Here is a 19574-nt window from a genome sequence, read left to right as displayed (position 1 = left end):
ACCGGTTTTATATAGCGACTTATTGTTGTCTATATAATGTAAGGTTCGTTCAGTCAAAAAATAGCAGGTGATGAATATCTCCTGCTGTTTTTGTAAGTAAGGTTTGAAAAATCAGACCTGACCACTCATTTATTATAGTCAAGCAGGGTGTTTTTATGGCCATAAAGCTTATAGTCGGTCTTGGTAATCCGGGTCAGGAATATATGTTTACGCGCCATAATGCAGGATTTTGGTTCGTCCTTCATTTGGCTCAGCAGTTTAATATCACTCTCGCCCCCGACAAAAAATTCCATGGAGTGACAGGACGCGGGCAGATTCATGGGCATGACGTGCGTCTATTGATGCCGCTGACTTTTATGAATAAATCAGGTCAGTCGGTCGTGCCCATGGTTAAATTTTATGGCATTGATAATGACGAGCTGTTAATCGCCCATGATGAGCTTGATATTCCTGCTGGTAGCATCAAACTCAAAACTGACGGTGGTCATGGTGGTCATAATGGTCTGCGTGATATAACCCCCCATATTGGTAACGACTTCCATCGTCTGCGTGTGGGTATTGGTCATCCGGGTCACAAGTCTAAAGTCAGTGGTCATGTGCTTTCAAAAGCTGCGCCAGATGAGCAAATTGCTATTGATAGTGCATTATCTGCTGCTTTTGACGCCCTGCCTTTGCTATTAGGCGGTGATGTCGAAAAAGCACGTTCGCAAATTAATGGTTTTAAATTACCTGAATGAATGGTGTTTCAATTATAATAACCTTTTATTTTAGCAAGTTAATCCCCATTAACGTTTTGATTTGACTCATTTATATCCGTTACACTAAGGAAGCAATCTATGCTACTTAATATGCTCAAGTGCAAATTACATCGTGCCCGTGTTACTCATGCCGAACTTCACTATGAAGGCTCATGCGGTATCGACGGTGATTTGTTAGACCTTGCCGGTCTGCGTGAAAACGAATCTATCGACATCTATAACGTCACCAATGGCAAACGCTTTCGCACCTATGCTATTCGCGCTGAAGCGGGCTCTGGTATTATCTCCTTAAACGGTGCAGCGGCTCATATGGCAGACCTAGGCGATATCGTTATCATCTGTGCCTATGCACATTTTGATGAAGTTGAAGCGTCAACGTATCAGCCAAGACTGGTCTATTGCAACGAAGACAACACGGTTAAAGACACCGCAAATATTATTCCAGTACAAGTGGCCTAAGAAAATCATTTAAGAGCTTGTTACATAAACCATGAGTAAATACGTGGTCACACGGTTGCCATTTCTGTCAAAATCCCATTAAAATACTTGTACTTATATCGAAGCTGAATCCAGATTGTGATTCAGCTTTTTTTTATGCCATTTTTATATGACATAAGCTTGCTCAAAATCCAATATCTGTTTTTTATCTCTAACGAAGGAGTTGTCTAAATGTGGTTGGCAGTTATTGCAATATTGATTGGTCTTGCGATTCTTGTTTGGAGTGCCGATGTCTTCATTGATGCTGCAACAGCATTGGCAAAAAAGTTTAATGCGCCCAGCTTCTTAATTGGCGTTATCATATTAGGAGTAGGCACATCTGCCCCTGAGATGGTCGTGTCTGCATTGGCAGCATTGGAAGGCAGCCCTGAACTCGCACTGGGTAATGCGTATGGCTCTAATATCATCAATATTGCTTTGGTCTTGGGTGCAACGGTACTCATTAGCCCTATTATCATTCATAAAGGTGTCATCAAGCGCGATCTGCCAATACTGGTAGTCATCACTGCATTGGCAGCGTGGCAGCTTCGTGACGGGCTATTAAGCCTAACTGATGGTCTGGTTCTATTGGCATCATTGGTTATTGTGTTGGGAATTCAGATCATTCTTAGTTTACGTGAAAGCAAATCAAATGATGAAGAAGCTACCACAGAAAATTTGAGCGGTACAGAGGACAACCATCCTAACTTGATGCGCGGTTTAGGCAGTTTAGTCATTGGCTTATCAATGCTGGTAGCAAGCTCGCAAGCCATCGTCTGGGGCGCCGTTGAGCTGGCAACGTTTTGGGGATTGAGCGAGCTGATTATCGGTCTGACTATTGTTGCTATTGGAACCTCGCTGCCTGAATTGGTCGCAAGCTTATCAGCCGCGCGTAAAGGTGAGCACGACATGGCACTGGGTAATATTATTGGCTCTAATATATTTAACACCTTGGGCGTTGTTGGTCTCGCAGCGCTTATAGCGCCAATCACAGTCAGTCCAATTATCTTATCACGTGATATATTGGCGATGGGTCTGGTCACGCTCTTACTGGTAGCTATGGCGGTTTTTGCCTTTATGAGTAAGCGTCCATTCGGTCGCGCTTCTGGCTCGACTTTGGTCTTATTCTTTGTCGGCTATACTTTATGGTTGATGCAAACAGCCAACATGTAAGGTTTAAAATATGTTGACAGACTATGGCAATGATAATGCGGTTTATTTTCCTCGCTTGCGGTTTCTAATCACTCGCCATAGTCCTTCATTCTCTGTTTTTGGCATTTTTAAGGTAATGGTATTAGATAGCATATCTTGCACTGCGAGACCACGTGAGTTGAATAGGCAAAAAGCATAATTGAAAACAAAGCCCAGAAAGACACTGGTCAATAAAATAGCACGCGAGCCACCGATGGCACTACCAATGAGGCCAAATATAAGTGGCATGATACTGGCTGCTAGAACACGCTTAAAGGATTGCCCCCACGTGAGCAGATGACCGCTGTTATTAACGGTTTTAAGCCGCCAAGTCTGCATACCTAATGTCTGCCCACCGCGACGCCAGAACAACCCATAAAACCCTACCAACGTCAGGATAAAAGAGGGTGTCATAATAACGTTTTGATACCATGTTGGCAGTGATTGAGCTTGTGACGACTCGCTACCCGTCTCCATCGTCAACAAGGTGCCAATCACCGTCAGGACCGTCCCTACCAAAAATAATAATGCTAAAATCAGCATACCATCATAAAGAATCGCTGCCATGCGGGTGCTGGGTTTAGCAATCGCTAGCTCTTCAACCTCAGAGGTATGAGGTGCAGATTTTTTGGCTTTAGCAGCGGATTTAGACGGGCGTTTAGATAAACTCTTTGACATGGTACCAGCTCATAGCAAGCAATGAATAATAGCGCTATTGTACCGTAATTCAGGCACTTATCGTACACTATACTCAGGATAGTCGCTTGGATATGAAGAAATCGCAGACGTAAAAAAACCGCCAAATTGTCATAAGACAGGCGATTGATTTAGTAAATAAGCGATGATGTAAAATGGTGCGCTTGGAGAGATTCGAACTCCCGACCCCTTAGTTCGTAGCCAAGTGCTCTATCCAACTGAGCTACAAGCGCGTACTTTACACATCATTTACTGCTTTGTTAATAACAATTACAGCAAATTAGGTTGGTCATTATATAGATAATTTCGCTTGTGTCAACATCTTTTTTTATTAAAATCAAATTAATTTTTGTTTTAACAAAACAGAAGATAATTAACGCTGTTTTTGCGTGATTACTCTAATAACAACGAATAAATGGCGGTGAAGGAGGGATTCGAACCCTCGATACGCTTACACGTATGGTTCCTTAGCAGGGAACTGGTTTCAGCCACTCACCCACTTCACCTAACGATTTAAGACACTTATCAAAGTATTTTTTATAAAAACACCTCTTTAAACATAGTATTGATGCTAACAATACGTCTTATGCCGTGGGCGAGTATTATAGCAAAGCCAAAACGAATTGCAAGCATTGTCTGTCCTTTTAATCATGCTTTTTGCATAATTATCGATTTATCGGTCTTTATGGCTTTTTTGACAGTAGATGGCTATAGTATTTACCACTTATTATAAAAGATATCAAAGGATGTGTTATGCGACCAGTCGTATTGTGCTTTTCAGGCTTAGACCCCTCAGGTGGTGCTGGATTACAAGCGGATATAGAAGCCATCGGTCAAGCAGGCGCTCATGCTGCTATCGCTTGTACGGCTATTACCATACAAAACTCGCAACAGGTATTTGGCTTTGATGCGTGCGCGGCAAATTTAGTTAAAGATCAAGCCAGCGCTGTACTTAATGACTTGTCTGTCAGTGTCATTAAGTCAGGTATGCTTGGTACGACTGATAATATCACTATGCTCACCCAGTTATTTGCTGACGAGATTATTGTTAAGGGCACTCCTTTTGTATTGGACCCAGTATTGGTTGCCAACAGTGGTGGTAGCTTAGGCGATGAGCAGACGCTAGTCAGCGCCTTTAGACAGCTGCTACCCTATGCCACCTTGATTACCCCTAACACTCATGAGCTGCGCGCCTTGAGTGCTGAACAAGACTTACATATAGGTGCTCAGAAGCTATGTGCACAAGGCACTCATGCAGTACTGGTCAAAACCTCACACGACTTCGATAGCGGTGATATTGAGCAGTATTTATACATAAAAGGCGAGATGGTACATAAAAGTCTCTTACCACGCCTAAAAGGCGAATTTCACGGCTCTGGCTGTTCACTAGCGAGCTTTATCGCTGGGCGCTTAGCGATGGGTGATGCGCTTATCGAGGCGGTAAAAACGGCGGATAGCTGGATTACCAAAACGCTGCGTGCCGCTGATGCACCGCACCCTGAGGATGCTAAAGCGCAATTGATACCCAACCGCTTTATGCGCTTTTAGCACTTAGTATTTATCGTATAATTTTATCTAAATAACGAACATAAAAAAGGCGCTCTATCTTGTATAGAGCGCCTTTTTTATTTGAAATTTTATTATCCCGAAAATCTTTTTAACTTAACTGGCTTAACCTAACATCGGCATAAAGCTTGATGCCAAACCACCGATAAAGATTTCGAGTAGGTAAAAGGCGAAAAAGGCAATCATCGGTGATAGGTCAATCATCCCTAAGTTTGGCGTAATACGACGAAACGGTGCCAAAATAGGTTCTGCTAAATTTACAATAATACCGATAAGCGGATGCTGAGACTGTGTAAAAACCACAATCCAGCTAACGATGATAGAACCTATCACCAAGTAGCGGCACATGCGTAAAAAGTCTAAAACCAAGCTGATAGTACCGGTAAAAAACAATGGGACTGGCGCAATACCCTTATGTGTTAATGCTGCTTTTCCTGCGATATCAATCAGACGAATCAAAAACATCAGGACGATGGCAGCGATACTAATACGACCTTGTGCAACGGTTGGAAAAATACGTCCAAAGACATCGACGATATGGGTCGCTTTATAGGCAGGCGCAATCATAGGATTGCTGGCATCCATCCCTGCAAACTGCAGCATAAAACGAATAAACACCAACATCATGGCGAAGGTGGTGACCAAATCAAAAATTTGCAATAACATGTTGTTCATGAAGCGCTACTCAATGTGACATTATTAACAGGTTTTAGGATGACGAATGTCATTATCAGGCATTTATTATAACCAGTCAGAGGCAGCATTTTATAAAATACTACCTCTATTATAAAGATGATTATTTGCTCATCTCTTCACTCAAGGCTTGGCTGCGATCGTAGCACGCTTGCATGGCTTCACCAATTTGACGACCAATGTCATTGGCTTGCATTGATTCAATGGCGGCTTGGGTTGTGCCGTTTGGTGAGGTCACTTTACGACGTAGCTCGCTTGGCGCATCTTCGCTACCCATTGCCATTTTTGCCGCGCCCAACATGGTTTGCATAGCGAGCGCTGAAGCCTGCTCTTTATCCAAACCTAAAGCCACTGCACCGTCAATCATGGATTCAATGAAGTAAAACATATACGCTGGCGCTGACCCTGATACAGCAGTTACCGCATGCATGTGTTCTTCATTATCGACCCACATGACCAATCCTGATGCTTCCATGACCGCCGTTGCCAATTGCTTCTGTTCAGCAGAAATATTATCAGTACCGTACAGACCCGTTGCGCCCATTTGAATCATCGCAGGTGTATTTGGCATCGCGCGGACGATATTGTCATACCCACCCAACATGTCAGATAAAAGCTCAGTCGACAAACCTGCTGCCACTGAAATCACCAGCTGTTTGTCTAAGATATCCGAAAAGCTACTGACCACCGCTTTCATCACTTGCGGTTTGACCGCCAGTACCACAATGTCAGCATCGATAACGGCAGCTTTTGCATCAGCAGTTGGATCAACCGTATTCAATCCTTTAGCAGCCAATTGCTCGCGCGCCTCGCTACTCGGATCAGCAACGGTAATCAGACTCGGTTTGACACCGCAGCTAACAAGCCCGCTAATCAAAGCCTGCGCCATATTTCCGCCACCGATAAAGCTGATTTTCTTATTATCTAATACTGACATACATGTCTCCTATTCAAAAAACCAAAGGTATTCAAACTAACATAATGATAGGTAAAATGACAGTCAGTTTACCATACTGCTACTGGCGCTGTTCGGGAAATTCAAAGGCTCAGTAATGGAGTTGCTGTTTAAGTAATCATCACTATAGAACGTCGCATATTTATTATTTAACAGGTTTAATGCACAATTAAATGACTGTCGATAAATGCGGCAAGCTGTTTTACATCTACATTAATATTCGCCTGCTCAGCATCCAACACCCAGCTATGAAAAGGTGATAATAATAAAATAGGTTGTTCTATCGGGCAATCGTTCTCTAAAAGCTCGTTTTCACTACTTTCTTTATTTATCAAAGTCACGCTAACGACTACCAAACTCTCACGCATCCATGATGGAATACCTAAGGTTTGATAGAGCTTTTTGCCCGATTGTGGACGCGACGCCAATGCGGTTTGCACACGCTGATTACGATCTAATGGCGCAAAGGTAATCCTAAGCTTATCTTTATCGCTTTCTACTTTATAGCTTTCTAATAGTCGCATTACTTCATTTGGCAGAATCTGTAATTGCCAAGTGAATTTATCATCATTGCGTAGATTAATTGGAACGGGTTGTCTTCCAGTTGTATGAACATCTGCCCCGATAAGATTAGACTCAGTATGAGTCAACAAGCTCTGCGTCTGTTCGGCAAGCGGCAACTCTAACCATTTGAGCCAGTCGCTACTTAGACGATAAAGCTGCTGACGATAACGGCGAATAGTATATGACTGTTCGCGTCCTTGCCAAAACAATTCCGTTTGATGATCATGATCATCACGCTGGCTTAAGCTCAATACGTTATCGACAAGCTGCTTAGCAGGCGGTAATGGCTCATCTTGACCAAGCCAATAATGCAATAGTTGTCGTTGGCGATAAAGTGGTAGTTTTTGCAATTTATCTATATTTAGCGCGCGCTGGGCAGGTGGCAGCTGTAATGATGCTACCTCCGTCCACTGTAAATCTTTTGCCGCTTGTGCATTAACCGTTAATTGCGCATCGCTTAGTAGCTGCGCGCTACGCGCTATGTTATCAATGACGTTAGGATTGTATTTTGCCAATACTGGCATGATGTCACGGCGCAGTCCACTACGGACGTTATCACCGCCATCATTGGTGGGATCATCAATATAAGGCAGCTTTAGGCGCTGAGCATAGGCACTAATACTGGCGCGCTGTATAGTGAGCCAAGGTCGCCATAATATGATGCGATGGGCGTCCTGCGTTTGTACACGCCACGGATGCATACCCGACAGACCATTTACTCCTGCGCCCTGAATCAATCGCATCAACACAGTTTCAGCTTGGTCATCAGCATGATGGGCTAATAGTAATACATCATCTTGATTGAGTTGCGCACGCATCACATCATAACGTGCTTGGCGTGCGGCTTGCTCATCATGTCCATTTACGTGTGCCTGCAAAATAGTGTATGGTATCTTTTGAGCCTTTGCCCAGTTAGCAACATGCGCAGCCCAAATAGCGCTATCCGCTTGCAAGCCATGGCTGACATGCAATAGTTGCGGTAAAAATGGCAGTCGACCTTGCTGATAGAGTTGCACACATAGTGCTGCCAGTGCCAATGAATCACGCCCACCACTACAGGCCAGCCAAATTCGCCGACCCTGTAGCTGCTCGCCATACTCAGCCATACTGGTCAATAATGCCTTTGCCAAATTATCGTTAATCGGCAGTTCAGCTATTGGCTCAATAGGATGTGGTAGGATTGCACTGCTGCTCATCATTGACCTTATCTCATTAGTTAGTATATGAATTAATTGACACAAAAAAACGCGCCATAACATGACACGTTTTTATTTTAACATTAAGCGTAAGCCTCTAGTGCTAAAAGCTGATTGTCAACTATTTAGACACAGGACATACTAGCAAGGCAACATGACTTCTGAGTTAAACGATTTGAATTTCTCATAACGTAGTTCACAACGCGTATGGGTATCTAAATCTTTCAGCTCATCCAATTGCTCAACCAATAGAGCTTTTAATGCCGTCATTACTGGCTGTGGCTGAATATGAGCACCTTCACCTTCGTCGATGACCGCATCAATCAAGCCCATTTGATACAGATTGATAGCATTTAACTTTAAGGCTTCACTGGCATCTTGCGCTTTTTCGGCAGTTTTCCATAGAATAGAAGCGCAGCCTTCAGGAGAGATGACTGAATAAATACTATTTTGTAGCATATTCACTTTATCACCAACGCCAATCGCCAATGCGCCACCTGAGCCGCCTTCACCAATAATGGTGACGATGATAGGCACTTTTAAACTAGAAAACACAGCAATGCTTTCAGCAATGGCTTGTGCTTGTCCCCGCTCTTCCGCACCAATACCCGGATAAGCTCCTTGGGTATCGACAAAGGTCATAACCGGAATATTAAAGCGCTCAGCCATTTTGACCAAACGAATGATTTTTCGATAGCCCTCAGGGTTTGCCATACCAAAGTTATGCTCAATACGCTCACGTGTGCTGCGACCACGATGTTGACCAACAACCATCACCGGCATACCGTTTAGGCGTGCAAGTCCACCAAGGATTGCCTTGTCATCAGCAAAAGCGCGGTCGCCGTGCAACTCATCAAATTCGGTAAACAGCTGATTTACATAGTCCATAAACAATGGACGTTTGGCATGCCGTGCAAGCTGAACGCTATCCCAGACGGTACTCATAGACGCTTCCCTTTCTTAGTTATACTCAATAGAGCTATGTTCAATATGGTTAGATTAATACTGGCATCGTTATCGGTTTTAGGATAATGAAAGTACAGTTGTAAACTCAATAAAAACTATAATAGCACATCTTATATGCCATAACATTACCGACAACACCGCTTTTGTTATGTTATTTCTAACCGCATTAATCAAGTAATCTATTAACAGTTTCAGCTGATAAAAAATTAAACCTCAATGACGCTTAGTTTGACGCCCCATTTGGCAAATTGTTCTATTTCAGTCTGCAAATCAGACAATAAGAAAGCATAGTGTTCGCTACTATCACCAACCATGATTTGCCAATGATTGTCATCATCTACTTTTAATTCTAATGTTGGTAATTCATAATCACTGCGACTGTGATGTGCCAGTACTGCCAAACGTAGCAGCAAGCACAGATAAACGAGCTGATCACCGCCGATAGTACACGTCTGCTCTAACATATCTGCTTTGAGTTTACGTCGATGATTCAGCATCAGCTGTGCCATACGCTTTTGGTCTACTTGTGAAAATCCTGGAATATCAGAATACTCCATCAAATACGCACTGTGTTTATGATAGCTACTATGGGCAATCGCCAACCCTATCTCATGTAAGAATGCCGCTCGCCTGAGTAAATCGCCATCTTCCGTACTGAGGCCAAGTTTTTCTTGTACTTGCTCAAAAAGGTGACGACTGGTTTTGACCACTTGCTCAGCCTGTTTTTTATCGCCTGAATAGCGCTTAATCAGTGCCAATACACTGCGGTCACGTACGTCTTCACTAGCAAAGCGTCCGAGCATGTCATACATGACGCCTTCGCGTAGCGCGCCATCCGAATAAGTAATGGTGTCAACACCCAGCACCTGCATGACTGCCCGTAATACCGCAACGCCTGCTGGGAATACCGCTTTACGGTGCTCTTTGACGCCTTCTAAATCAATGTCATCGATGTTGCCAATTTTAAGCAGTAATTTCTCTAACTTTTTGACCCCATTATAAGTGATACGTTCTTGTTCATCTGCCCAGCCTTTTGAAACCAAAACATTACGCACCGCTTTAATCGTACCACTCGATCCAATGGCGCTGCTCCAGCCCATTTTTTGGTAGCGCCCATTAATCGCCAGTACTTCTTTGCGCGCAGCCGACATGGCCTTATTAAAGGCTTCCCTGGTAATTTGTCCATCAGCAAAATATTTTTGCGTAAAGGCAACACAGCCCATCTGCAAGCTCTCGGTCAATAATGGATCAAACTCTTGACCAATAATAAACTCTGTTGAGCCGCCACCAATATCAACAACCAGACGCTTGTCACTACTGGCATTGGTATGCGAGACACCTAGATAAATCAAACGCGCTTCTTCTCGTCCTGCAATAATCTCGATGGGCTTAGGTAAGATTTTATTGGCACGGCTGATAAAATCATTGGCGTTCTTGGCTTGGCGTAAGGCGTTGGTCGCAACAATACGAATGCGCTCAGGAGGCACCGAATCTAGACGTGCCACAAAGCGGCTAAGACAATCTAGACCACGCTGCTCCGCTGCTTCGCCCAAAATATTATGCTCATCGAGTCCTGCTGCTAACTGAACCTTTTCAGACATAGACACCACTTTTCGCACCTCACCATGATCAAGGCGAGCAATGGCTAAATGAAAACTGTTAGAACCAATATCAATGGCTGCCATCAATTCATCTTCAGCAAGTGGTGAATTTTTTAGGTTGTTTTTGGGCATAAGTAAGGTCGTTACCGTGTCAGATCAAAAGATAATTAAAAGGGTTTAGGCTTTTAAAATAGAAAGTAAGTTGGATTAAAGTAAGGACTACCATATATAAAAAAGATAATAATCACATAAATGATGGCAAGTTTTGCCATTAAAACATTTATGCCAAACGCTGGCAAGTAAGCGAAGACAACCGCTAAACAGCGGCTAAAAATAAGATAGATACTTTGTGAAGCAAAAAACATCTTCTACCCTTAGCCATTATTTGTTCAATATTGGCTTGCTACCACCACTATTGTCTATATTATAATAGAGAACAAGTACTTACCTATGAGCTTTATGGTATCAAGCTATTTCATTCTACTGAAAAGCCTCATTACGGATAGATGAGACATAACCTATAAGGAAGCCAAATCAATGAATAACACCCCTACGCAAACGTCACAAACTAAAGAAATTACTGCTGAAAAAGACAGCCATAACAATCTGATAAAAATGGATAGCTCAGACAAACCGTCATTTTATAACTTTTATCTTGATGAGCATCAAAATATGGCTTGCCGTAGATTGCATTTTGCAGGCAGTAGCTTTGGATTAATTGGACTGGCAAAATCTGTTAAGAATCGCTCAGCAAAACCCTTAATTAAAGGTATTGCCGCAGGATACGCTTGCGCTTGGGTCGGACATTTTTTCTTTGAAAAGAATAAACCCGCCTCTTTTAAATTTCCTTTGAAAAGCTTTGCTAGTGATTTTCGTATGTATGCGGATGTGCTGCGCGGTAATTTGAGTCTGAGAGACCGTAAGTTTGATAAAGTGCGGTAAATACAACTGCCTTTATTATTTATAAAAAACCAGCACAGTAATCTTGTCACTATGCTGGTTTTTTTAAACGCCTAAAACTGCTGTGTTACGCTTTTGCCATTTCTGCAAATATTTCATCAGCGGCTTTAATAGTCGCCTCAATATCTTCGTTACTATGCTTGATAGACATAAAGCCTGCTTCATAAGCAGACGGTGCCAGATAAATACCACGATCAAGCATACCGTGGAAGAAGGTATTAAATAACTCCATATCACACTCAGTCACTTCATCAAAGTTTTGAGGTACAGTCGTCGCACTGTCTTTGACAAAGAACATACCAAACATACCGCCCAATTTATTGGTGCGCATATTGATGCCATGCTTGTCAGCAGCCGCTTGGAAGCCATCAACCAAATGATCTACTTTCGCTGATAGCTCATCATAGAAGCCGTCAGCAGTTAAATCCTCAAACATGGCGATACCGGCGCGCATCGCCAGCGGATTACCGGATAACGTACCCGCTTGATAGACACCGCCAAGTGGCGCGATGCAAGACATGACTTCTTTTTTGCCACCAAAAGCACCAACTGGCAATCCGGCACCGATGATTTTACCAAAGCAGGTTAAATCAGGGTCGATACCGAAGTGCGCTTGCGCACCGCCAAGTCCAACACGAAAGCCCGTCATGACTTCATCAAAAATCAATACTGCGCCATTGGCAGTACATTCTGCACGCAAGGTATCATGGAATTCTTGGCTTGGAATGACCATATTCATGTTACCAGCGATAGGCTCTAAGATAACGCAGGCAATTTCCTCACTCCATTTCTCAAAACAGTCTTTAATCGCTTGCGGATTGTTATATGGAATCGTAATAGTATGCTTGGCAAAATCTGCTGGTACACCTTTTGAGGTTGGCTCACCAATATCAAGCATGCCTGAGCCTGCTTTTACTAGTAGGCTGTCTGAATGACCATGGTAGCAGCCTTCAAATTTGACGATTTTGTCACGCTGAGTATAACCACGTGCCAAACGAATCGCACTCATCGTCGCTTCCGTGCCTGAGCTGGTCATACGAATCATCTCAACACTCGGGACGATTTCGCAAATTTTATCGGCAACGGTGGTCTCAAATGGCGTTGGCGTACCAAAGCTCAAACCATCATCAGCCGCTTTTTTGACCGCATCAATAACTTTTGGATGGGCATGACCCAAAATCATCGGACCCCAAGAGCCGACATAATCAATATAAGCATTGTCTTCGGTATCGTAGATTTTGCTACCATTGGCACGGTGCATAAATATTGGTGTGCCACCGACACCAGCAAAAGCTCGGACAGGTGAATTTACACCGCCAGGGATATGCTTACGTGCTTGCGCGAATAGTTGTTCGTTTTTAGTGCTCATAGTTATTCTCTACTTAATCGTTTTTTATTTAGTGATTTTATACTTAGGGATTATCTATTCAGTAATTTGTATTATTTTTTTCACAATAAACGTGTTGCTTAAGCTTTTTTAACTACCGATGATTTAAGTTTCATCGGACCATATCCATCAAGCTTACAATCAATATCATGACCATCGGTCGCATCTGGCAATAGACGAATACTTTTTGCTTTTGTTCCTACTTTGATGACGGTTGAAGAGCCTTTGACTTTCAAATCTTTAATCACGGTCACGGCATCGCCGTCTTGCAGCTCATTACCAACGGCATCGCGAATGACCGCGTCTTGATCTTCAGATTGTGCTACATCGGTTTCTGCCACTGTCCATTCATGAGCGCACATCGGGCATACCAGCAGCGCGCCATCTTCATACGTATATTCAGCATCACATTTCGGACAATTTGGTAAGCTCATAATTCCCTCGGCAGCCATCATATATTAGGTTTATTCCAGAGCTCACATTGTACCGTAACTCGCGCTCTTTAACCAATTTGTACGCTTGAAAACCGCTGGCTGTGCCCAATCTAACGCTTGATAGCTATCTTAACGATGACGTTTTTTATGAGGGTGTTTTTTGTGGTACTCTTCTTAGCCTCATCTGATTTTATAATTATTTATCTTGGCATAAAAATCTGAGCTATCATTTTTTGATACTTATTCTTAACATTTAGTGCTTTATAAAAAACCTCTTTTTAGAAGGATAATAACAATGACTCAATCTATCAATGCGGCGACGTTACCACAGTTTTCCCAATTATCTATCCAAGGTGAGGATGCCGAAAAATTTTTGCAAGGACAATTAACTTGTGATGTCACTAAGCTTGGACTTAGCTATCAAGCCGCAGCCATTGGGAATTTAAAAGGTCGCATAGAATTCGGTATTTGGATTAAAAAACAAGCGGAAAAGCATTTTGACATGGTCATCAGTGCAGATTGCGCTGAGGCTTTCCAAGGACATTTAAAAAAATTCGGTGCCTTTTCAAAGTTTGATACTAGTGCCCCGACACCTATTTATCCTTGTGTTATTGATGAAGTGCCGACTTTTAGCCATCAGGACGACCACAATACATCTAAGAATATTCAAGCTTGGATGCAGTCTAGTATCGCAACTGGTAACTATTGGATAGTAGCGGCAACGCAAGGCGAATTCCAACCACAAGAGTTGCGTCTGCATCAGCGCGGCGGCATGGATTACGATAAAGGCTGTTATTTGGGTCAAGAAGTCATCGCCCGTATTTACTTTAAATCAGCGCCGAAAGCGTTTTTGCACTATGTAAAAGGAACAAATTTAAAAGGCTCAGGTACAACTCCTGCCGCTGGTGAAAAACTGGATAAAGTACAAGTCGTCAATGCGATTACTACTAGTGAAGGCTTTGAGGCATTGGTCGTGGCTCGTCCAGAACAGTTGGCTGAAAGTAGTCTGACCATATTGGACTTACCATTGGCGCTACAAGCGGATGTTGCTCGCCCTAAGTAATACCAGATAACAACGCTCTCATTTAATTTCATCAATCGCAGCAGAGTAATCTATGACCCATATTGCGGTACTCGGAGCAGGCGTGGTGGGCGTGACCACCGCATGGTATCTCCGCCAAGCAGGCTATGATGTGACCGTGATTGAGCGTGAGTCAGCGGCAGGTATGCAAACCTCATTTGCCAATGGCGGACAGATATCAGTCTCGCATGCGACCCCTTGGGCAAATCCTACTGCACCGATAAAAGCATTCAAATGGTTGTTTCGCGAGGATGCACCGTTGCTTTATCGATTGCGTGCGGATAAGACGCAAATTAAATGGGCGATGCAGTTTTTGCAAGAGTGCCGCGCAGATCGTACTGATGCAAATTTAGTACAAATGGTACGTTTGGGATTGTACTCACGCGATGCTTTACAACAATTACGCACGGATATTGGGATTAATTACGAGCAGCAAACGCGCGGTATTATGCATTTTTATACCAATCAAGCGGAGTTTGATGCTGCAATAGCGCCTACAGAGCGTATGCAGGCGCTCGGCTGCGAGCGTTATGTGATTGACATCAATAATGCCGTTAGTCTCGAGCCAGCACTCTACCCCATTGCGCATAAGCTCAAAGGCGCGACATATACTAGCCGTGACGAATCAGGCAATGCCCATCTATTTACTCAGCGTTTAGCTAAGCACTGTATAAAGGCTGGCGTTAAGTTTTTATACGATACTGAGATCTTGGCGATTAATATGGATGCTGACTCTGCGCGTCCGCACGTACATAGCATTACCATTCGACCTAATGGCGAAAATGCACAAACCTTTAGTGCAGATAGCCATGTACTGGCGCTTGGTAGCCATAGCGTCACTTTGATGAAACCTCTTAGTATGCATCTGCCTATTTTCCCTGCCAAAGGCTACTCGGCCACTTATCAAATCAACCCCCGCGCCCCACATCTAGCACCCTTTGTCAGTCTCATTGATGATGAGTTTAAGCTGGTCACTTCACGTCTTGGTGATAAATTGCGAGTGGCAGGGACAGCAGAATTTAATGGCTACAACTTAGATTTGAATACCGTACGCTGTGAAGCCATTACTCGCCGCGTGCAGCAGTTATTTCCTAAAGGCATCATTGCCAACTCTGTACAATATTGGACAGGGTTACGACCAATGACGCCCTCAAATGTCCCATTAATAGGGCGCGCGCATATGGGTAAAGTCCGACATGGTAGTCGAAATATTGACGCCACTTTTGATAATTTATGGCTCAATACTGGTCATGGCACGCTTGGCTGGACGCATGCATGTGGTTCGGCTAAAGCAATTAGCTTATTGATACAGGGTGAGATACCTGAGGTTGATTTTGATTTTATCGGTATCTAGATTTAGTCTAAGACAAATTAATAAGGTAAATAAAAAGCGCTTATCATTATAAATAAGCGCTTTCGAGTCCAACTTTAACTATACTACTGATTGCATTTATGCAGCGCTACCCGACTCAGCTTTTGAATGTGACGAAGAGTTCGAACTGTCTGACTCAGCAGCTTCTGCATGTATAGCTTGCAATTGCACAGGGACGCCATTTACAGCCGCATTACCGCTTAACTCATCAATCAACGTATCATCTGTCAGATCATTCACACTGACGCCTGCATGCGCTTGAGCGATTTTTTGCTTAACGCCTTTGCGACCATGTCCAAAACCATGCGGAATACTCACTACATTTGGCATCAACTCATCAGTAACTTCTGCTGCAACAATCACGCTACCGACGCGCGAGGTGACTTTCACGTCTTGACCATCCTCAATACCATATTGCGCAGCAGTATCTGGATGCAGCATGAGCGTACAGCGCGGCTTACCTTTTACCAAGCGATAGCTGTTATGCAGCCACGAATTATTACTGCGGACATGGCGACGACCTATCAATAAGATCTCGCTGTCATCATAATTTTGCATCATTGCTTGCACGCGGGCAAGATCTGCTTGATAAAAATCGACATTCAGATGAATCTGCTTATCTTTATGCTTTAACGCTTGCGGCAGCATGGTTTTAAGCGGTCCTAAATCAAGACCATGAGCATTTTTCTTGAGCTTGTTCAGTGTCATGCCAGCATAAGGTCCACGCCGCAATCCTTGATCGAGTATGAATTTTGGTCCTAATCTCTCTATTAACAACCGTTCGGCTTTGGTTACTAAAGACGCTTTTTTATCCAAGCGCTTTGCCAGCTCTAGATAGATTTGCCAATCATGCTTGGCGTGCTTATTTTTACGAAACAACGCTTTTGAATATTTAGCGACGTTATGTACGGCAAAATTATTAAAGGTAACATCGTAATGGTCGCGCTCTAAAGGTGAGACTGGTGGCAAAATAATATTAGCATGGCGACTGGTTTCATTAACAAAATAATCAATGGCGACCATAAAATCTAACTGTTCAAAGGCTTGATCTAATTTTTCGCCATTGGGTGTACTCAAGACAGGATTACCTGCTACCGTCATAAAGCCTTTTAATTGACCTTTACCTGTAACCAACATCTCATCACTCATGGCAACCACCGGATATTCGCCATTAAAGTCAGGTAGCTTGCTGACGCGACTATGACGCTTACCCAAATACCCCGGACCAGAATTATTCACCACATCGACTGCAGCATTCGGGAACATCAAACCACCCACTTCGTCCAAGCGCCCCGTCACGATATTAATAACCATAGACAAATACTGGCTTAATAAACCGAATTCCTGCACTGATATACCCATCCGACCATAGCAAACCGAGCTTTTTGCTTCACAAAATTCTGTGACCAGTCGCTTGATGTCAACCGCAGCTATGCCCGTAATAGCGGCAACTGACTCTGCACTATAGTCTTTGGCAAAATCTGCCAGTTGCCCGATTTCTGGCGCGAGTGCTGCCGCTCTATTATTGGTGCTAGCTTTATCAGCATAGCCTTGCAAATAAATCTCATTGAGCATCGCTAATAATAGCAACACGTCAGTCGCTGGACGAATAAAGTGATGCTCGCTTGCGATATCAGCGGTTTCAGTACGTCTTGGATCGATGACGACGACTTTGCCACCACGTGCTTTAACGTCTTTTAATTTTTGACGCATATTTGGTGCCGTCATGATACTACCGTTAGACGCTAGCGGATTGCCACCGATGATGAGCATATAATTAGTACGGTTGACATCAGGCACAGGAATACGCAGCATATGCCCGAATAAATGCATGCTAACGATATGGTGCGGTAATTGGTCGACTGAAGTGGCAGAGAAGCGACTGCGCGTTTTGAGGCTGTTTAGCAGATACTTAATCGTTAGCATGCCACCCAGATTGTGTACGTTGGGATTGCCCAAATAAACACCAAAAGCATTTTTGCCATGTTGTTTTTGCACTGCACCAATACCAGCTGCGACTTTATCTAACGCTTCAGTCCAGCTAATTTCTTTCCAGCCTTTAGCCGTTCTTTCAACAGGATGACGCAGGCGGTCAGGATCCTCATGCAAATCTTGCAAGGCAGTCGCTTTTGGGCAAATATACCCTTTAGAAAATGGATCGCTCTTATCCCCTTTAATCGATAAAACCTTTTTTCCATCGTGCTTTATCTCGATACCACACATTGCCTCACACAGAGTACAGGTTCTAAAATGCGTCTGCTCTTTGGATTTGGTTTGTTCAGTCGCCACGGTCGCGCTCCCTGTTTTATATTATCATTCTCAATAAATCGATACTGAATTCCTTTTTAAGACTGTGATTACTGACAGTCTATTCTCTACTATATCTCGCTAATGCTGTAACTCATAGTCAAATGTGTGCACTGTAGTTATGCACCTTAGTTACGTACCTCACTGACAAAACATCCTAATGATTACATAACTAGACTGCTCATAACATAGTCATGATTTTTTTTATAATTGAGCAACAGTATCAACATTGTCCATACAGACAAAGCATTTTGAAATTCATATATTAGTAGCACAAGTTAGCCATTGGCTATTTGTAACGTAGTTAAATGATTTAAAATGCGCTATATAAGAAATAAGCTATTTAACAGCCATGTACTAGCAATAAGAATCATAAATAATAAGTCGGATACTAAAGCGTGATGCAACCTGTTGATTTAACTTTTAAATAACAGCTACTGTAAAAGACGCAATAACTAAAACAAGGAAAATAGCAATGAATGAACATACTCTAAAAGGTGAGTGGAACCAAGTAAAAGGCTCAGCAAAGCAGAAATGGGCTGACCTTACTGATGACGATTTATTACATGTTGAAGGTAGCCGTGATAAGCTCGTTGGTAAAGTACAAGAGCGTTATGGTCATAGTAAAGATGATGCTGAGCGTGAAGTAGATGCATGGCGTACTGAAAATAAATACTAGTAAATAGTGATGCTTGTAAGAAGGATTAAGATAAAATTTTTGTAGGCAGATTATTTAAACGAAAACCGCATTAGAAACTAATGCGGTTTTTTTATGCTCAGTGTATCAGCAGATACTTATCAGGAACAAACCTCAAACCTCAAACCTCAAACCTCAAACCTCAGACCTCAGACACGATAAAACCGCATAGCAATTAATTGTTATGCGGTTTTATTGTTAACTATCCTTGTTACCCACCACGGCTCTAATCGCTGCATCCTTGCAAGATATTGAGCATATTGTGACAGTTGGGCATCCTGCCCTTTTTACTACTAGTGGCATTATCTGCCTGCAACACGGGTTATGTGTCCTTAATCCAATTGCTATTATCATCCTGATGCTAGCCGTTGAAATATTATCCTTAATACGGTCAACTCAATCCTTGAGTCACATTCCCTTATGCCGTGTGTGTATAGTGTCAAATTATTGAGCTACTGTTAAGTCGCGTAAACGTCATTGCGTGTAAGCATATGCTTACGTCAGTTTAAATTCAGAAAGTTAATAGGATTAACTATATGATATTAATAGCTTTTAATATAAATATCTATTTTTAAGCTAGAAAAAATTAATATAGACCACTTAAGTGTTAGCGATATTCGCTGTTCTAAGCAACACCTTAGTCACTCAAAGTATCGAACGCTTACGCAATTAT

Annotated in this window: 17 protein-coding genes and 2 tRNA genes; 8 read left to right on the top strand and 11 right to left on the bottom strand. The window is 42.8% G+C overall.

Translation table 11 applies throughout. The features are described 5' to 3' along the window. Positions 1-155: 155 nt before the first annotated feature. From pth to JMX89_RS00940, 3 genes are all read left to right on the top strand, one after another. Positions 156-737, top strand: a complete 582-nt coding sequence (gene pth, locus JMX89_RS00950) for an aminoacyl-tRNA hydrolase (protein WP_011512556.1) — start codon at positions 156-158, stop codon at positions 735-737. Positions 738-836: 99 nt separating this feature from the next. Then, positions 837-1217: an aspartate 1-decarboxylase gene (gene panD / locus JMX89_RS00945; RefSeq protein WP_011279481.1), complete on the top strand. Its 381-nt coding sequence runs from the start codon at positions 837-839 to the stop codon at positions 1215-1217. Between the two features lie 210 nt (positions 1218-1427). Further along, positions 1428-2408: a calcium/sodium antiporter gene (locus JMX89_RS00940; RefSeq protein ID WP_201530521.1), complete on the top strand. Its 981-nt coding sequence runs from the start codon at positions 1428-1430 to the stop codon at positions 2406-2408. A 42-nt stretch (positions 2409-2450) separates the two neighbouring features. Here the strand turns inward: JMX89_RS00940 and JMX89_RS00935 are convergent, their stop codons facing one another. The 3 genes from JMX89_RS00935 to JMX89_RS00925 all read right to left on the bottom strand — a co-directional run bounded on the left by JMX89_RS00935 (position 2451) and on the right by JMX89_RS00925 (position 3628). Beyond that, a complete protein-coding gene (locus JMX89_RS00935) occupies positions 2451-3104 on the bottom strand; it encodes an RDD family protein (protein WP_201530522.1) in 654 nt (217 codons plus the stop codon). 174 nt (positions 3105-3278) lie between these two features. Then, positions 3279-3355: transfer RNA gene (locus tag JMX89_RS00930), tRNA-Arg, on the bottom strand. A 183-nt stretch (positions 3356-3538) separates the two neighbouring features. Further along, a tRNA-Ser gene (locus JMX89_RS00925) sits at positions 3539-3628 on the bottom strand. Between the two features lie 247 nt (positions 3629-3875). Between JMX89_RS00925 and JMX89_RS00920 the strand changes: the two genes are divergently transcribed. Further along, on the top strand, positions 3876-4670 hold the full coding sequence (locus JMX89_RS00920; protein WP_201530523.1) for a hydroxymethylpyrimidine/phosphomethylpyrimidine kinase: 795 nt from the start codon (positions 3876-3878) through the stop codon (positions 4668-4670). A 123-nt stretch (positions 4671-4793) separates the two neighbouring features. On the opposite strand, the gene JMX89_RS00915 is transcribed toward JMX89_RS00920, so the two are convergent. From JMX89_RS00915 to ppx, 5 genes are all read right to left on the bottom strand, one after another. Continuing rightward, positions 4794-5363 carry a YggT family protein gene (locus JMX89_RS00915; RefSeq protein ID WP_011512552.1) on the bottom strand — a complete coding sequence of 190 codons (570 nt, stop codon included), beginning with the start codon at positions 5361-5363 and terminating at the stop codon, positions 4794-4796. A 121-nt stretch (positions 5364-5484) separates the two neighbouring features. Further along, complete coding sequence (proC, locus tag JMX89_RS00910; RefSeq protein WP_201530524.1) at positions 5485-6318, bottom strand: pyrroline-5-carboxylate reductase; 834 nt, start codon at positions 6316-6318, stop codon at positions 5485-5487. A gap of 176 nt (positions 6319-6494) precedes the next feature. Next, positions 6495-8096 carry a tRNA lysidine(34) synthetase TilS gene (gene tilS / locus JMX89_RS00905; protein WP_201530525.1) on the bottom strand — a complete coding sequence of 534 codons (1602 nt, stop codon included), beginning with the start codon at positions 8094-8096 and terminating at the stop codon, positions 6495-6497. 141 nt (positions 8097-8237) lie between these two features. Next, a complete protein-coding gene (locus JMX89_RS00900) occupies positions 8238-9041 on the bottom strand; it encodes an acetyl-CoA carboxylase carboxyltransferase subunit alpha (RefSeq protein WP_011512548.1) in 804 nt (267 codons plus the stop codon). A 227-nt stretch (positions 9042-9268) separates the two neighbouring features. Continuing rightward, a complete protein-coding gene (gene ppx, locus JMX89_RS00895) occupies positions 9269-10795 on the bottom strand; it encodes an exopolyphosphatase (RefSeq protein ID WP_201550488.1) in 1527 nt (508 codons plus the stop codon). A gap of 405 nt (positions 10796-11200) precedes the next feature. Here ppx and JMX89_RS00890 point away from each other — a divergent pair, with 405 nt between their 5' ends. Beyond that, entirely contained in the window at positions 11201-11605 is a 405-nt protein-coding gene (locus tag JMX89_RS00890; protein ID WP_201530526.1) for a DUF962 domain-containing protein, read from the top strand. Between the two features lie 85 nt (positions 11606-11690). Here the strand turns inward: JMX89_RS00890 and hemL are convergent, their stop codons facing one another. Both hemL and JMX89_RS00880 read right to left on the bottom strand, forming a co-directional pair. Continuing rightward, entirely contained in the window at positions 11691-12992 is a 1302-nt protein-coding gene (hemL, locus tag JMX89_RS00885; RefSeq protein WP_201530527.1) for a glutamate-1-semialdehyde 2,1-aminomutase, read from the bottom strand. Positions 12993-13090: 98 nt separating this feature from the next. Further along, positions 13091-13444, bottom strand: coding sequence for a zinc ribbon domain-containing protein YjdM (locus tag JMX89_RS00880; protein WP_011512544.1), 354 nt, complete (start codon positions 13442-13444; stop codon positions 13091-13093). Positions 13445-13739: 295 nt separating this feature from the next. Here JMX89_RS00880 and JMX89_RS00875 point away from each other — a divergent pair, with 295 nt between their 5' ends. Further along, positions 13740-14507, top strand: a complete 768-nt coding sequence (locus JMX89_RS00875; protein WP_201530528.1) for a YgfZ/GcvT domain-containing protein — start codon at positions 13740-13742, stop codon at positions 14505-14507. Between the two features lie 52 nt (positions 14508-14559). Further along, positions 14560-15879, top strand: a complete 1320-nt coding sequence (locus JMX89_RS00870) for a D-amino acid dehydrogenase (protein WP_201530529.1) — start codon at positions 14560-14562, stop codon at positions 15877-15879. 96 nt (positions 15880-15975) lie between these two features. On the opposite strand, the gene JMX89_RS00865 is transcribed toward JMX89_RS00870, so the two are convergent. Then, entirely contained in the window at positions 15976-18186 is a 2211-nt protein-coding gene (locus tag JMX89_RS00865; protein WP_201530530.1) for a molybdopterin oxidoreductase family protein, read from the bottom strand. Positions 18187-18679: 493 nt separating this feature from the next. On the opposite strand from JMX89_RS00865, the gene JMX89_RS00860 reads away from it, so the two are divergent. Then, a complete protein-coding gene (locus JMX89_RS00860) occupies positions 18680-18883 on the top strand; it encodes a CsbD family protein (RefSeq protein WP_011512540.1) in 204 nt (67 codons plus the stop codon). Positions 18884-19574: the final 691 nt, after the last annotated feature.

It is taken from the genome of Psychrobacter sp. DD43, assembly GCF_904846555.1.
GTDB classification, from domain to species: Bacteria; Pseudomonadota; Gammaproteobacteria; order Pseudomonadales; family Moraxellaceae; genus Psychrobacter; species Psychrobacter cryohalolentis.
Note: the sequence above shows the minus strand (reverse complement) of the source record. Positions and strands in the feature narration are given on the sequence as shown.